This is a genomic window from Jiangella aurantiaca, assembly GCF_004349105.1.
GTDB lineage: Bacteria > Actinomycetota > Actinomycetes > Jiangellales > Jiangellaceae > Jiangella > Jiangella aurantiaca.
On sequence record NZ_SMLB01000033.1, the window covers coordinates 17,626 to 32,173 of the forward strand.

Annotated in this window: 13 protein-coding genes and 1 pseudogene; 4 read left to right on the forward strand and 10 right to left on the reverse strand. The window is 72.5% G+C overall.

Going from position 1 to position 14,548, the window contains the following annotated elements; genetic code table 11:
• Positions 1 to 5: 5 nt before the first annotated feature.
• The 6 genes from E1262_RS20410 to E1262_RS20435 all read right to left on the reverse strand — a co-directional run bounded on the left by E1262_RS20410 (position 6) and on the right by E1262_RS20435 (position 5,730).
• Positions 6 to 920, reverse strand: a complete 915-nt coding sequence (locus E1262_RS20410; RefSeq protein WP_132104977.1) for a type II secretion system F family protein — start codon at positions 918 to 920, stop codon at positions 6 to 8.
• Positions 917 to 1,786, reverse strand: a complete 870-nt coding sequence (locus E1262_RS20415) for a type II secretion system F family protein (protein ID WP_132104978.1) — start codon at positions 1,784 to 1,786, stop codon at positions 917 to 919. The genes E1262_RS20410 and E1262_RS20415 overlap by 4 nt, the downstream gene beginning before the upstream one ends.
• A complete protein-coding gene (locus E1262_RS20420; protein WP_132104979.1) occupies positions 1,783 to 3,291 on the reverse strand; it encodes a TadA family conjugal transfer-associated ATPase in 1,509 nt (502 codons plus the stop codon). Before E1262_RS20420 ends, E1262_RS20415 begins: the two co-directional genes overlap by 4 nt.
• Positions 3,288 to 4,109: a hypothetical protein gene (locus tag E1262_RS20425; protein ID WP_132104980.1), complete on the reverse strand. Its 822-nt coding sequence runs from the start codon at positions 4,107 to 4,109 to the stop codon at positions 3,288 to 3,290. Before E1262_RS20425 ends, E1262_RS20420 begins: the two co-directional genes overlap by 4 nt.
• The gene (locus E1262_RS20430) at positions 4,106 to 4,813 is read right to left on the reverse strand and encodes an SAF domain-containing protein (RefSeq protein ID WP_132104982.1); all 708 of its coding nucleotides are present in this window, start codon (positions 4,811 to 4,813) and stop codon (positions 4,106 to 4,108) included. Before E1262_RS20430 ends, E1262_RS20425 begins: the two co-directional genes overlap by 4 nt.
• Before the next feature lie 131 nt (positions 4,814 to 4,944).
• Positions 4,945 to 5,730, reverse strand: a complete 786-nt coding sequence (locus tag E1262_RS20435; protein ID WP_132104984.1) for an RNA polymerase sigma factor — start codon at positions 5,728 to 5,730, stop codon at positions 4,945 to 4,947.
• A 252-nt stretch (positions 5,731 to 5,982) separates the two neighbouring features.
• On the opposite strand from E1262_RS20435, the gene E1262_RS20440 reads away from it, so the two are divergent.
• Both E1262_RS20440 and E1262_RS20445 read left to right on the forward strand, forming a co-directional pair.
• A complete protein-coding gene (locus E1262_RS20440; RefSeq protein ID WP_132104986.1) occupies positions 5,983 to 8,946 on the forward strand; it encodes a hypothetical protein in 2,964 nt (987 codons plus the stop codon).
• A gap of 149 nt (positions 8,947 to 9,095) precedes the next feature.
• The gene (locus tag E1262_RS20445; protein WP_132104988.1) at positions 9,096 to 9,554 is read left to right on the forward strand and encodes an aminoacyl-tRNA deacylase; all 459 of its coding nucleotides are present in this window, start codon (positions 9,096 to 9,098) and stop codon (positions 9,552 to 9,554) included.
• Positions 9,555 to 9,584: 30 nt separating this feature from the next.
• Here E1262_RS20445 and E1262_RS20450 read toward each other — a convergent pair whose 3' ends face one another.
• The 3 genes and pseudogenes from E1262_RS20450 to E1262_RS20460 all read right to left on the reverse strand — a co-directional run bounded on the left by E1262_RS20450 (position 9,585) and on the right by E1262_RS20460 (position 11,063).
• Positions 9,585 to 10,448 (reverse strand): NAD-dependent protein deacetylase, encoded by an 864-nt coding sequence (locus E1262_RS20450; RefSeq protein WP_238992997.1) that lies wholly within the window; start codon positions 10,446 to 10,448, stop codon positions 9,585 to 9,587.
• A 27-nt stretch (positions 10,449 to 10,475) separates the two neighbouring features.
• A pseudogene (locus E1262_RS32160) lies at positions 10,476 to 10,597 on the reverse strand (NrtR DNA-binding winged helix domain-containing protein); the annotation flags it as partial.
• Positions 10,598 to 10,685: 88 nt separating this feature from the next.
• Positions 10,686 to 11,063 carry a MarR family winged helix-turn-helix transcriptional regulator gene (locus tag E1262_RS20460; RefSeq protein ID WP_132104990.1) on the reverse strand — a complete coding sequence of 126 codons (378 nt, stop codon included), beginning with the start codon at positions 11,061 to 11,063 and terminating at the stop codon, positions 10,686 to 10,688.
• A gap of 212 nt (positions 11,064 to 11,275) precedes the next feature.
• Between E1262_RS20460 and E1262_RS30975 the strand changes: the two genes are divergently transcribed.
• Positions 11,276 to 12,634, forward strand: a complete 1,359-nt coding sequence (locus E1262_RS30975) for an MFS transporter (protein WP_420810549.1) — start codon at positions 11,276 to 11,278, stop codon at positions 12,632 to 12,634.
• Between the two features lie 95 nt (positions 12,635 to 12,729).
• Here the strand turns inward: E1262_RS30975 and E1262_RS20475 are convergent, their stop codons facing one another.
• Positions 12,730 to 13,593 (reverse strand): phosphatase PAP2 family protein, encoded by an 864-nt coding sequence (locus tag E1262_RS20475; protein ID WP_132104995.1) that lies wholly within the window; start codon positions 13,591 to 13,593, stop codon positions 12,730 to 12,732.
• Between the two features lie 59 nt (positions 13,594 to 13,652).
• Here E1262_RS20475 and E1262_RS20480 point away from each other — a divergent pair, with 59 nt between their 5' ends.
• Complete coding sequence (locus tag E1262_RS20480; protein WP_132104997.1) at positions 13,653 to 14,354, forward strand: TetR/AcrR family transcriptional regulator; 702 nt, start codon at positions 13,653 to 13,655, stop codon at positions 14,352 to 14,354.
• The last annotated feature ends 194 nt before the right edge of the window (positions 14,355 to 14,548 follow it).

Genomic DNA, 14,548 nt, shown 5'->3' on the forward strand with positions numbered 1-14,548 from the left:
GACGGTCACCCGATCCGCATCGCGACGGGAGCGGCCAGGATCAGCATGAACACGACCGCCGTGGCCGCCAGTGGTGCCGTCGCGCGCTCGGTGCGCGACCCGGCCCGCGCCTGATCGGTGGTCAGCAGCTCGCTGCGCATGGCCGACGCCCGGGCACGGAGCACGTCGTAGACCGTGGCGCCCTCGCGTGCGGACATGCGCATGACGTCGCCGGTGTCGGTGAGCTCGGGCAGCCGGAGCTCGCGCCCGACCGCCCGCAGCGCTTCCCAGGCCGGGACCCCGGCCCAGCGGGCGTGCGCCAGTTCGTCGCGCACCCGCCGGAACGCCCACGACTCGCCGATGCGCGCCGCCGACTCCAGCGACTGCGTGGCGCCGGAGCCGGCCGCTCGTTCGAGGGCGACGAGGTCGACGTAGGTGGCCATGGCTCGCCGGAACTCCGCGCGCTTCGCCCGGGCGAGGTCGGCGACCGTGTACGGCGGCAGGTACGACAGCAGCACTGCCGTGACCAGCCCCGTCACCGCCGGCACGACGAACGGCAGCCACACGCCACCGATCGCGAGCGCAGCCGTGGCCGCCGTCGGCAGCACCAGACCGATGGCCGCCCAGATCGCCCGCTCCCCGAGGAACTGCGCCGCGCTGCGTCGCAACAGGGCGAGGTCGCGGTACGGAACGTGCAGCACCGACGACCCGGCGCTGCGCCGCAGGACCACCCGCCCCACCCGTCCCGCCAGCCCGCCGGCGCCGGCGAGGTCAGTGGCGCCCGCGAGGTCGCCGCTCGGATCGGCCGCCCCGGTGAGCCGCCGCGCCGTGTCAACGGGATGCGGCAGCCGGCACACAGGCCCGACCAGCTCACGGATGATCACCAGAAGCCCCGCACCCCCACCCAGCCCGAGCAGGACCGCCAGTCGCGTCGTCGTCATGGCACACCGTCGGCGACGAGGATCCGCGGTTGCCGTGGCGTGGCCGTGATGCGGCGCATCCACACCAGACAGCCGATGTAGGAGGTCAGCAGGCCGATGAGCAGCAGCTGGCCGGACCCGGCGCGGTACGGATCGGCATACGGGGTCAACAGCATGAGGCCGAGTCCGCCCGCGGTGATCGCCGTGACCAGCCGGGCCGTCGTGCGTCCGCGCGCCTGTTCCGCATCGACGGTGCGCCGGATTCGGACGTCGTCGCGGACCGCCCCGGCCAGACCGTCGAGCACGCTGCTGAGCTGGTCGCCGCGGCGCCGGGCGCCGAGGATCAGCGCCGCGGAGAGCAGGTCGCCGGTCGCGTCGTCGAGGTCGTCGGCGAACGCGCGCAGCGCCGTTTCGGTGTCCCAGCGCGCCTGGAGCCGGGCGACCAGTCGGCCGACCTCAGGCCGGATCGGCTCGGGCGCGGTGAGCATGCTGCGGGCGACGGCCTGCTCGATGCCGACCCCGACGCCCAGCACGGTGGCCAGGTTCTGCGCCCAGTCGCTCATCGCCTCGAGCCGGGCGATGTCGGCCTTCGCCGCCGAGGTCTGCAGCAGCACGGGCAGTCCCCAGACGGCGACGGGGATGAGCACGACGGCGAGCACCCAGCCGGTGAGCAGCCAGACCACGAGCCCGACGGCCGCGGCTGCGCTGACACGACGCCGGGAGCGGCGGGCGGCGGGGGTCGCGCCGCGCAGCGTCCTGACCCAGCGGGCGACGGAGGCACGCTGCGGCGCGGCGGGATCGTCGAGCGCGCCGACCAGGCCGAACCCGGCGGCGGCGAGTCCGCCCACCCCGGCGACCGCGGTGATGGCGGCGACGACCGGTCTCATGACGGACGCCCGGATCGCTTGGTGCTCCTGAGCTGTGCCCCGCGGGCCGGCGGAGTGCCCTGGGCGGTCGCGGTAGGCGGGCCGGCCCTCCAGCCGGCGCTGTCCGGCGGCGAACTGGCCAGCCAGGACGGGACGGAGTCGGCCCCCAACCGCCCATCGGGCCCGAGGCGGAAGACGTCGGTGATGGCCGGCAGCCCGCGCTCGCCCGGCTCGAGCGCGATGATCTCGGTGACCAGCCGGCGGCGCCGTGCGTCGTCAGGGGTGGTACGGCACTCGACATGGATGACGAGGTCGACGTGCTGGGCGATCTGGCGGTAGGCGAACTCGGCGGAGACGTGGTGGCCGGCCTCCATGGCGCAGGTGACCAGGCGTTCGATCGACGCGCGAGCGGAGTGGGCGTGGATGGTCGACAGTGATCCGGCGCCGGCCTGCATGGCCTTGAACATCGGCAGCACTTCGCGGCCGCGCACTTCGCCGACGATGAGGCGGTCGAGGTTCATGCGAAGCGCGTCGTAGACGAGGTCGTCGAGGCTGATCTCGCCGACGCCGCGGCCGTCGGGCCCGCGTTCGCCGCTGCCCGGGCGGGCCTCCCAGGCAATGATGCGCCGGTGCCGCTCGCGCAGGTGGTGCAGGCCGAGCTCGTACTCGGTCTCGATGGTGCCGAGCTTCTCCTCCGGGTCGATCTCGTTGGCCAGCGCGCGGGTCAACGTGGTCTTGCCGGCCCCCATCGACCCGGACACCACGATGCTGCGGCGCGACCGGACCGCCGCCCGGAGGAACGTCGCCGCCTGAGTGGTCAGCGTGCGGCGTTCGACCAGGTCGTCGAGGTCGATGTCGACCAGCCGGTGCCGCCGGATCACCACGACCGGCTGATGCGTCGTCCATCCGGACGCGGCCAGCCGGTGCCCGCCGTGCAGATGCAGATGCAGGCTCGGACTGGCGGTGGAGAACGTGCGCTCGCTGTTGCCGCCGCGCGAGGCGAGGAACGTCAGCATGTCGACCAGTTCGTCGTCGGACTCGACGACCGGTGGCCGCCGGGTGATGCGGCCGTCGCCGTCGATGACGACCACCGGCTCGGCGCCGTAGACCTCGATGTTCTCGACGGCGGGGTCGTCGATCAGGGGCTGCAGCCGGCCGAGGCCGAAGAGCGCGTCGAAGATCGCTTGGGCGAGTGCGGCCTGCTGGTCGACGCCGACGGCGGCGCCGCCGGTGGTGACCGTCTGGCGAACGTGCTCGTCGAGCAGCTGGGCGATGAGCTCGCGGCCGGCGGCGCGGCGGTCGGCCTCGGTGGTGGTCTCGTCGACCTGGTCGGACAGCCGGGCGGCCGCCTGTTGACGGAATTCGCGGACCAGCGCCCAGTCGATGCTCGGTTCGCTGGGCGGTGTGGCCGGCGGGAGCGCGGCGAGCAAATCTCGGACGCTGCGCCGCGGCGTGTCGGTGGCATCGGCCGCGAGGCCGGGCGGCGGCGCGAAGATGGGCAGTCCGGTGATCCGCGCGTCGCTCATCGGACCCCCTTTCCACCGAGCACCGTCGTCTCGAGCGACAGGTCGAGGCGGCGCCGCCGGTCGTCCGCGGCGAGGAGCTCCGCCACCGCGTTGCGCCCGGAGCGGATCAGCCGTGACGACATCAGCCGCGACAGGGTGGTACGTAGGCGTTCGCGGCCGTTGAGGCGCTCGGCGGCGACGGGATCCCAGTCGACGGTGGCCCAGACCGGCAGTGTCGTGGCCTCGGCGGCTTCGCCGGCCCGGTGCGGCCGGGCCTCGCCGACGAGCAGCAGTCCGCGCCGACCGAGCGCGCCATGGCAGCCACCGTCGGGCAGCTGGTCGGCGTTGGCGCGGACGGCGACGAGATCGTCCAACGCGGTGCGGCACACCACGGCGAGCAGATCCGCCGCCTTGAGCAGCGCGTCGGGTCCGTGCCGCATGCCGAACCGGCCGCCGTCGACGATGACGTCGACACCGTGCCGCGTGACGCTGCGCAGCAGGGTGGCGAGCGTGGCCCAGAAGTCGTCGGTGAGGCTGGCGGCCTGCGCCTTCGTGGCCAGGCCGGGGAGCGCGAGCCGCGTGCCGTCCTCGGTGAGGGCGATGGTCTGGCCGCGCAGCGTGCTGAGGCTCAGCGCGCCGTTGCGATGGGCGAGCGCGAGGTTGATGAGGCCGAGCTCGTGGTCGACCTCGCCGCGCAGATGCCCGGCCTTGATGCTGCTGCTCCCGGTGACGTCGGCCTCGACCAGCAGGACCGGACGGGGCCAGGCCAGGGCGGCGACCAGTGCGGTCGTGGTGACGCCAGGAGCGCCCCGGACCGACGTGAACGCGAGCACCGTCATCGGTCGTCACCACCCTGTGCGTCGTCCACAGCGGCGTCGAGCACGATGGCTACCCGTCCGGTGGCCACCTTTGCGACCAGCGTGCCGGCGACGTCCTCGGCCACCACGACGTCGACCACCACGTAACCGGAGTCGAGCACGTCCGAGACGCTGACGACCGTCGCCACGACCGAACGGGGCGGCTCCGACGGTGGCGCGTCGCCCGGGTTCGGGGTGCCGAAGACGCGTACGTGGTCGCCGGGGACGAGTTCGGCCTGCGGCAGTTGCGCCTCGGTGACCGCCACCCCGACGACGCTCTGCCCGGCGACCGGCATGTCGGCCCGCGTGAGCGCGGCCTCGGTGAGCAGGGTGCCAGCGGGCAGGTCGGTCGCGGCCACCTGGCCGACGACGGCGGACAGCTCGCTCGCCGCGACCGGTCGCAGCGCGGGATCGGGCGCCGCCCGCGCCGTGGTCAGCCGCGCGGCGTCGAGGACCTCGCCCCGGTGGACGGTGTCGGTGACCGCCAGGACGGGAACCGTGTCGCCGGACGACTGCGCCAGGTATGCCGCACCAGCGCCGCACGTGGCCAGCAGGCCGACGCCGAGCCCGATGAGTGCCGGCCGGCGTCGGTAGCGCCGCACCGGTGCGCCGGGCGTGCTGAACGGCGGATCGAGCGGCTGGTCGAACGGATCGTCGGTGATCTCTAGCCCAATGGTCTGCGCCATGGTGTCCCCTGGGGGTCGGATCGTCGCGGTCGCTCACCCGTTGATCGACTACCTGGCGAGCCGACAAAGGTTCGTGAGCGGGTCGGAGTTGTCAACGTGGATCGCCTTCTTCCCGAGTGCGGCGTCCGCGGTCAGGCCGCCGTCGTCAGCGCCGGTCCTCGGGCCTGGACGGCGACGGACAGCCGCTGGATGGCCCGGCTGCAGCGCTGCCGGACGGTGGCCGGGCTGAGACCGAGCTCCCGGGCGACGAGGTGTGCGCCGCCGAGCTGGCCGGGTAGCGGGCAGTAGACGCGGACCAGCAGCTCGGCGTCGTCGGCGGTGATGATTCCCTTGCCGATGCCCCAGGTCAGGGTGGCGAACACCTCGACGACGGGTGCCGGAGCGTGGTCGAACACCGGCTCTGCGGTGTCGAGGACCGTGGTGTCGACGAGGTCGGGTGCGTCGTCCTCGAGCGCGAGGTTGAAATGGCGCAGGGCGTCCATGCAGAGGTTCACCGCCACCTTGTGCCGCCGTCTGTCGACCGGATAGGTGGCGATGGCGTGCCAGAGCGCGGCGACGGCGGCCGCTGTGAGCTGCGGGAGGTCGCCGCGGACACCGGTCGCGCCGAACCGGTGCGCACGTCGGGCGAGGTTCACCGCGCGGCCGAGCATGACCTGCAGGACGAGGCGGCCGGCGAGGTGGTCGTCGCGCTCGGTGCGCTGGTCGAGCAGGCCGATCAGCAGGCCGTCGGCGACGGCCGGCTGATGTCGGCGGGTCCGCCCGATGATGTCGGCGGCGTCGGCCAGCACCGCGCACTCGGCGAGGCCCGGCAGCGGCCAGCGTTTCGGGATGGGCCGGGCGCCGAGCCGACGCCATTCGGCGTTGAGCTGATCGGTGACCAGGACGGTCGAGCGGGCGGGGATGGCGAGTGTGTTCACCAGCGGGCTCCCAACGCGGATCGGAGGGTGATGACCCGCAGCAGTCCAGCCCGAGCGGTTAGCCCGGAAGTTAGCCCTCACGCCCGCCGAGCCGGCTCGAGCGGTTGCCCGTTTTTCCGGCGGGTGTCGGATTCCGCGTGCATGACCGTGACATCTCGTGCATTCTGGAAGGCTTTGTCCGTCCCGGCTGTCACATTCGCCGGCCCGAGTGCACCCATAGTCAGCAGACGGGTGTGCTGGAGGGAGTTGCACGTGATCGCTTCGTCGACACCGCGTGCCGTGATGCGTGGCTTGGCGGCGCTGCTCGGCCTCGCCGCCCTGGTTGCCGGTGTGCCGGCGGTGCTGTGGGCCGCCGGCGGGTCACCGCTGCCAGGCGAGTGGCCCTCGCCGGCCGACATCCGCGCCGCCGCCGTCCGTCCCGACGACGGCTCGCTGTTCCTGGCGTTGCTCATCGTGGCCGGCTGGCTGGGCTGGGGCACGTTCGTCCTCAGCCTGGTCGTCGAGGTGCCCGCCGCACTGCGCGGCCGGCCGGCGCCCCGGTTGCCCGGACTCGGTGCGCCGCAACGAATGGTGGCCGGGCTGGTAGCGGCGGTGGCGGCCGTCGGCGCGGGCGGCCAGGTCGCAGCCGCCCCATCGACGTCGCTCGAACCTTGGGAGCCGGCGCCGCCCGTCACCACCGACCTGCTCACTGCGCACCAGCGTGCCGGCATGCACGTCGTCGTCGACGGCGACACCTTGTGGGAGATCGCCGGCGCCCGGCTCGACGACCCGCTCCGTTACCCGGAGATCGTCGCGGCATCGTCGGCGACGGTGCAGCCAGACGGCCGGCGGCTCACCGACCCCGATCTCATCGTGCCCGGCTGGACGCTCACGCTCCCCGGAGCGGACGACGCCGTGAGTGGCCTGCCGGACACCGGCGGACCGCCGGCAGACAGCGCCGGCATGGTGACGAGCCAGGACGACGTGGCGTCCGGTTCGGCCGGCGGCGCGTCGGATTCCGTGGGCGGCGCGCCGGACTCCGAGGGTGCTGACGGCCTGCCAGAGCCCGGCATCGACGACGGCGAGCTGCTGCGAACCGCGGGCGGGGTGGGCGCGGTGCTCGCGGCGGCGCTCGTCGGTGTACTGGCCGGCCGCCGCGCTCGGGAGCAGCGTCGTCGCGGTCCGGGAGACCGGCTCGGCGCGGTCAGCGCGTCCGATCAACGCACCGAGACCGAACTGCGGCAGGCCGCCGACCCCGTCGCCGTGGAGGTGGTCGACCGCGTGCTGCGCGGGCTCGCCGCCCGGCTGGCACGGGCCGGCCGCGGGCTGCCGCCGTTGCGCGCCGTCCGGTTGACCAGACGCACGCTGGAGCTGTACCTCGCGGCGCCGGCCGAGCTGCCGCCGCCGTTCGCCGGCACCGCGCATGGCGGCGTGTGGACGGTGTCGCTCGACGAGGCCATCGACGACGACCCGGGTGTGCCGGCGCCGTACCCGAGTCTCGTCACCCTCGGCCATGACCACGACGACGCGCTGGTGCTGCTCGATCTCGAGCAGGTCGGGACGCTGGTGGTCGATGGTCCGCCGGAGCTGGTGCGCTCGGCGCTGACGGCGGTCGCCGCGGAGCTGGCCACCAGCGCATGGGCCGACGATCTGCGGGTCACGCTGGTCGGCGCGCCGGCGCTGGCCGACCTCGACCTGCTCGACACCGGCCGGGTCCGGCACGTGACCGATGTCGAGCAGTTGCTGGACGAGCTCACGGTGAGGGTCGCCGACGACCGGCTGCTGCTGGCGACGGCGGGCGTCAGCGGCCTCGGCGCGGCGCGCGCCACGCAGGTCGCCGACGCCGCGTGGACGCCGGAGATCGTGGTGATCGCGGAGCCGCTCCCGACCGCCCAGTGGGCTCGGCTCGAGGCCTTGATCGTCACGGCGCCGCGCGTGGCCGTCGCGGCGGTCGTCGGCAGCGGCGATCCGAATGGACTGCCGTCGCGCGGTCACCGGCTGAGGGGCCGCGTGTCGCACTCCGGCGGCGGGACGTGGGTGCTGCGGCTGGACGGTCCGCCGGAGCGGCCGGTAGCGGTTCTCGATCCGCTCGGGGTGCCGATCCGTCCGCAACTCCTCGACGACGAGACGCGCGGCAGATTCCTCGGACTGCTGCGTGCCACCGCCACGGACGAGAGGCCTGACGCGGCAGCGGCCGGCGCTTCCACCCGCCGCGGCTCGGCGCCCAGCGGCGCCGCGAGGCGCCAGGCGGCTGACGGCAGCTCTGCGGAGGCCAGAGTCGCGAATCACCGGGCGGCGGGCCGCGCCTCGTCCGGTGGTGAATCGGGTCGTGAGGTGTCCGGCCGGTCGAGCGCCGGTGTTCGTGGGCCGGAGCGGGTGCTGCCGCGGCTGTTGATGCTCGGCACCGTCGAGGTGCAGAACGCGGCTGAGCTGGGTGAACAGACGAAGCTCGGCCAGCTCACCGAGCTGGCGATGTTCATCGCGCTGAATCCGGGCTGCGACTCGACGGCGATCGACGAGGCGATCTGGCCGGGGTCGGCGGTGACGAAGACGACACGGGGCACGGCGATCTCGAAGCTGCGTCGCTGGCTCGGCACGGACTCGACGGGATCGTCGCTGCTACCACGCAGTGACAGCGGGTACACGTTGCGGCCGGGCGTCCGCAGCGACTGGGACGACTGGTGCGACCTGCTTCCGGACGGTCCGGCGCGGGCCACTACCGCAGACCTGCGCGCGGCGCTCGAACTGGTGCGGGGACGGCCGTTCTCCGGTCGCGGCCGGCGCCGGTACGCGTGGGCCGATCACCTGGCGCAGGAGATGATCGCCAGCATCGTCGACGCCAGTCACGAGCTGGCGCTGCGCGCGCTCGTCGACGGAGACCCGTGGGAGGCGCTGCGCGCGGCGCTGGTCGGACTCTCCGTCGAGCCTGGGGTCGAGCTGTTGTGGCGCGACCGGCTCAAGGCCGAGGCGGTGCTCGGCGATCGTGACCGTCTGCTGGACACCATCGAGAAGCTCCGGGCCACCGCCGCTGACCTCGGGGGCGATCTGGAGGCCGAGACGGAGGAGCTGATCGAGCAGCTCCGCTCCGGCCGGGGTACGGCGGCCGCGGAGTCCGGTGTGCGCGACGACGACGGCGGCGCGCCGGCTGGTCGCGCTGGAACGGCCGGTCGCGGGACGACCGAGCGGCCGGCCGGGCCACATGGGTCGGGCCGATCCCGGTCACCGGCGGGGAGGTGAGCACCGGCATACGCTTCTGGACCCTGTGGAGGACCGTGCATACCGGCGACGACTGGGGGCCGGAGGCTCCCACGAGTCGTCGGTCCGGGGCAGGAGTGGATTGGAGCCAGTGAGTTGAGGTGCATGGCCCGACACGTAAGAGTGGAGCAATGACCGTAGAACGCGGCGTCGAGGCCCTGCGTGACTCGGGGCTGGCCCATCGCATCGTCCGTCATCCGCCGGTGAACAGCCTCGAGGAGGCCGCCGCCGCGCGCGGGGTGGAGCCGGCCGCCGTCATCAAGACGATCGTCGTGCGGCGGGCCGACGACGACTACGTGTTCGTGCTGGTGCCCGGTGACCGCACGATCGCCTGGCCCAAGCTGCGCACCTTGCTCGGCGTCAACCGGCTGTCGATGCCCGACGCCGGGACGGCGCGCGACGTCACCGGGTACGAGCGCGGCACGATCACGCCGTTCGGGTCGACTCGGGCGTGGCCGGTCATCGCGGACGAGCGCGTGCTCGGGCGGACGGTGTCGATCGGCGCCGGCGCGTTCGGGGTGTCGGCGACGGCCGACGGCGACGAACTGGTGAAGACGCTGGACGCGACGGTCGCCGACGTCACGGAATGACGGCTGGGCCGGGGCGACGGCCCGGCGGCGTCAGCGGGCGACGGCTGAGGCGGTCAACACCGAGGCCAGCACGGTGAGGACGGGCGAGCAACCGGCGTCGACCTTGACGGCGGCGAGATCGTCGCCGCGGGTGGTGCCGCGGTTGACGATGATTACCGGCCGGCCGCTCTTGTGCGCGTGCCGGACGAACCGCAGCCCCGACATGACGGTGAGCGACGACCCCGCGACCAGCAGCGCCGCTGCGGAGTCCACCAGCGCGTACGCCGCCTCGACCCGCGGCTTGGGCACGTTCTCGCCGAAGTAGACGATGTCAGGCTTGAGGACGCCACCGCACGCCTCGCAGTCGGCCACCCGGAAATGCGCCGTCGCCTCGATGACGGCGTCGGCGTCGGGCGCGATCTCAGCGTCGGCGACCTCGTCGGCGAAGTCCGGGTTCAGTGCTGTGAGCCGGGCGGCGACGTGGTCGCGCGCCACGACCCGGCGGCAGCCCAGGCAGATGACGCGGTCGTAGCGTCCGTGCAGGTCGATGACGGTCCGGCTGCCGGCGGCGTCGTGCAGGGTGTCGACGTTCTGGGTGATGACGCCGACTGCGGCGCCGCCGGCCTCCATGCGGCTGACGGCGAGGTGGCCGGGGTTGGGCCGGGTGCGGTGGACATGGCGCCAGCCGACGTGGTTACGGGCCCAGTAGTGGCGGCGGCGGTCCGGGTCGCCGACGAACTGCTGGTACGTCATCGGCGTGCGGGGCGGGGAGTCGGGGCCGCGGTAGTCGGGAATGCCGGAATCGGTCGAGATGCCGGCCCCGGTCAGCACGGCGACCGGACGGCCGGACAGCACTGCGGCCGCCTCGCCGACGGCCGGCCAGGCCGGGTGGCCGGGGTCGATGCGGTCGAGCACGCTTCGAGCCTATGTCGACGACGACGGCCGTGTGGTGGTGCGGGCGGTGGGTTCGAGGAACCCGGGCGTGCCGGTGACCTTGCGGTGAAAGTTGCGCGGATCGAGCTCGACCCCCAAACGGCCTCGTAGACGGCGCGCAGCTCGCCGACCGCCACGAACCGGCTGGTGCTGAGCTGGGGCCAGCAGCTGTCCGTGGGCGTGGCGGACGCGACGCTCCGCCTGGTGACCGGATGAGCGTCAGCTGAGGTGGTGCGCCAGCACCTTGCGGTGGGTATCGCGGGCCTCGGCGTGCCGGGAGCGGCCGGCCTCCGTCGCGGTCACGAACAGGGCACGGCGGTCGTCCATGCACAGCGACCGGCCGACGAGGCCGGCCCGCTCGAGCCGCGCGACGGTGCGGGAGAACGCGCTCTGGCTGAGGTACATGCCCTCGGCGAGCTCGTGCATGCGGAGCTTGTCCTGGCCCGACTCGATGAGCCGGTCGAGCGCCTCGAACTCGCTCAGACCCAATCCGTGCTGGTCCTGCAGCTCGCGATCGAGGTCGCAGGCGACGTTGTTGTAGCAGGTCAGGAGGTCGCGCCACTTCGCGACGAGCTCCTGCTCCTCCGAGCCGCTCATGGAGCGCACTCTAACACCGCGCCGCAAACGATGCAAGGGCATTTAATGCTTGTGCATTTGATGCATATGCATGTAACGTCTCGCCCGTGACTGCTACCGCCACACCGCCTGCTTCCTCCACCTCACACGACGACCAGCGCTGGACCCCGCGCCTGTGGGGCGTCCTCGCCGTGCTGTGCCTGGTGATGTTCCTCGACGGCCTCGACGTGTCGATGGTCGGCGTCGCGCTGCCGTCGATCGGCACCGAACTGGGGCTGTCGACCACCTCGCTGCAGTGGATCGTCAACGGGTACGTGCTCGGCTACGGAGCGCTGCTGCTCCTCGGCGGGCGCACGGCCGACCTGCTCGGCCGTCGCCGGGTGTTCCTGATCGCTCTCGCCGTGTTCGCCGCCGCGTCGCTCGTCGGCGGTCTCGTCGACGACGGCACGCTGTTGATCGTCACGCGGTTCGTCAAGGGTGTCGCCGCCGCGTTCACCGCGCCCACGGCGCTGTCCATCCTCACCACCACGTTCCGCGAAGGACCGGCGCGCAACAAGGCGTTGTCGATCTTCGCCGTCTTCGGCGCAAGCGGGTACTCGTCCGGGCTCATCCTAGGTGGCCTGCTGACCAGCGCCGGTTGGCGATGGAACTTCCTCATGCCGGTGCCGCTCGCGATCCTGGCGCTGGTCGCCGGCATCGCGCTGATCCCGCGTGACCGTCCCGCCGACGCCGGCGGTCACGACCTGGCCGGGGCGGCGACGCTCACGGCCGGCATGCTGCTCGCCGTCTATTCCGTCGTCTCCGCGCCGGAGCGGGGCTGGGCCGACCCCGTCACCATCCTGCTGTTCGTGCTGGCGATCGCGCTGCTGGCGGCGTTCGTCGTGATCGAGCAGCGGATCGCGCACCCGCTGGTCCGGCTCGCGATCCTGCGGATCGGCACGATCGTCCGGGCCAACCTCGCGATCATCGTGCTGTTCGGGTCGTACCTGAGCTTCCAGTTCATGCTGACGATCTACTTCCAGGCCGCGCTGGGCTGGTCGCCGCTCCGGATGGCGTTCGCCCTGCTCCCGGCCGGGTTGATCGTGGCGTTCGTCTCGCCGTACATGAGCCGGGTGATCAACCGGTACGGCACGCAGCGGCCGATCATCGCCGCGCTGGTGTCGCTGAGCGTCTCGTACGTGTGGTTCCTCGCGTTCGGCGGGGATCCGACGCCGAACTACGCGGCGGACATCCTGCCCAGCGTGCTGCTGATCGGGGTCGGGTTCACGCTGGCCTTCTCGTCGATCATGTCGCAGGCCACGGCCGGGGTCGAGGACTCCGAGCAGGGGCTGGCGGCCGGCCTGGTCCAGACGTCCGGGCAGATCGGCGGCGCCGTGGTGCTCGCGGTGACGACGGCGCTCGTGACGGCGGGATCGCACTCGGCCGACGGCGCCGCGGTGGCGACGTTCGAGCAGTACCGGCCCGGCCTGATCCTGGTGACGGGGGTCGCTCTCGCCGGTCTGGCCGTGATGCTCCTCGGAGCCGGCCGGCGTCGCCGTGACCCGGAGCCCGAGCCCGTCGAGGACGACGTGCTCGAGCCGGCCGTGCCCTGACGGGCGGAGCGCCCTCCCCGAACGCAGCGATGGGCGAAGAGGTCGACGAGCCTAGGTTTTTGGCCGTCGCTGCGTTCATGGGAGGGTGCGCGCCGTCAGCGGACGCGGGAGAGATTCGGGGTGCGCTGCGCCGGGATGGCCGCGCCGCCCGCGGGGCCGGCATCGCCGTCGGCGGCGTCGTGGGCGTCCTGGATGGCCGCCTGCACGGCGCGCTGCCGCTTGATCCGCTCGATCAGCACCGCGACCCCGAGTCCGGCCACGACCACGGCACCGCCGACGATCGCGTCGACGACGTAGTGGTTGCCGGTGAGGACGATGGTGGCGAACATCAGCAGCGGCATCGTCGCGCCGATGATCCGGACCACCAGGACGCGCGACAGCGCCACCCAGGCGATCCCCAGCAGCAGGATCCAGCCGAAGTGCAGGCTGGGCATCGCGGCGTACTCGTTGACGAACGTGGGCGAGTTCATCTCGCGGTAGGTCGGCGCCTCGAGGGAGATCGTGTCGACGAACCCGTGCCAGGCCAGGAACCGCGGTGGCGCGAGCGGGTAGAACGCGAAGATGACCAGGCTGAACGCGCCGGACGCGAGCAGCGCATTCCGGTAGAACGGGTACGCCACCGGCCGCCGGGCGATCAGCCAGACGAGCGTGAGCACGAACACCGGCCAGTAGCCGTAGATGTAGAAGCCGTTGGCGGCGTCGATCGCCCAGTCGTGGTCGAGGATCAGGCCCTGCAGCTCGGTCTCGACATGGATCCCGAGCGACTTCTCGAACGAGATGACGTCTTCGGCGTTCCGGAACGCGGCGTCGACGCGGTCACTGGTGAGGCCGCGGACCAGCGTGTAGAGGAGGGCGGCCGAGAGGAGGAACGCGATCTCTTTCGCGGCCGTGGCGAGTTGTGAGTGGATGCGGACGCGGCGCAGCGTGGGTGGGCGCCGGGACAAGGTATCCGAGGCCATCGGTCCTCCATGCTGGCGACGTGCGAGGAGCGCCAGCGCCCCCTTGAAGTTGCCTCTACTTGTCGGCCGACAAGTGCTGTGAGTCTCACGCTACGGCCGCACTTGTCGGCCGGCAAGTAGTTAACGTATTGTGTGGCCGCCCTCACTTCCCGATCAGCGAGGCGGCGACGGAGATGAACGACGAGGGGCGTCCCGGCACGGATACGGCCGGAAACATTCGTGAGGTCGCGCTCGACCTGTTCTCTCGGCAGGGCTACGAGCGTTCGACGCTGCGCGAGATCGCCGACGCACTCGGTATCACCAAGGCGGCGGTGTATTACCACTATCGGACGAAGGTGGAGATTCTCGACGACCTGTTGCGGCCGATGATCGACGGCGAGGACTGGATCATCGCCGACGCCGAGTCCGACACCGCGGCGATCGGCAGCCCGGCCTGGCGGCTGACGCTCGTCGAGCGCTACATCGACCTTCTGCTGACGCATCGGCGAGTCGCGACCTACGCGATGAACGACCTCGCCGGCGTCGCGAACTCGACGCTGCTCGACCGCATGCGGGCCAACGACGCGCGGCTGGCGGCGCTGCTGGCCAACGGCGATCTGTCGGTGGAGCAGCGGGTGCGCACGTCGGCCGCGCTCGGCGTGATCGTCGCGATTCTGGCGTTGCCCGATGTCTCGAACGCGGAGCTGCGGCCGCAACTGCTGCGGGTGGTGCGCGACGTGCTGGGACTGACCGAGCAGGCGCGGGACGCCGCCTCGGCCTGACGCGACGACACGTCGCCGGACGCCACCGAGCGGCACCACCCCGGGGGGCGAGAATGGTGCCGCTCTTGATACGAGGCTATGTCCGGCCACCGTCGAACGCGAAGGGAACGAGGAGAAAACTTGGCCAGCTCCGTGACACGTGGGGGAACGGGGAGTTGTGTGCTTGTCGTGACTCTTGCGGTCGCCTTGCCGCT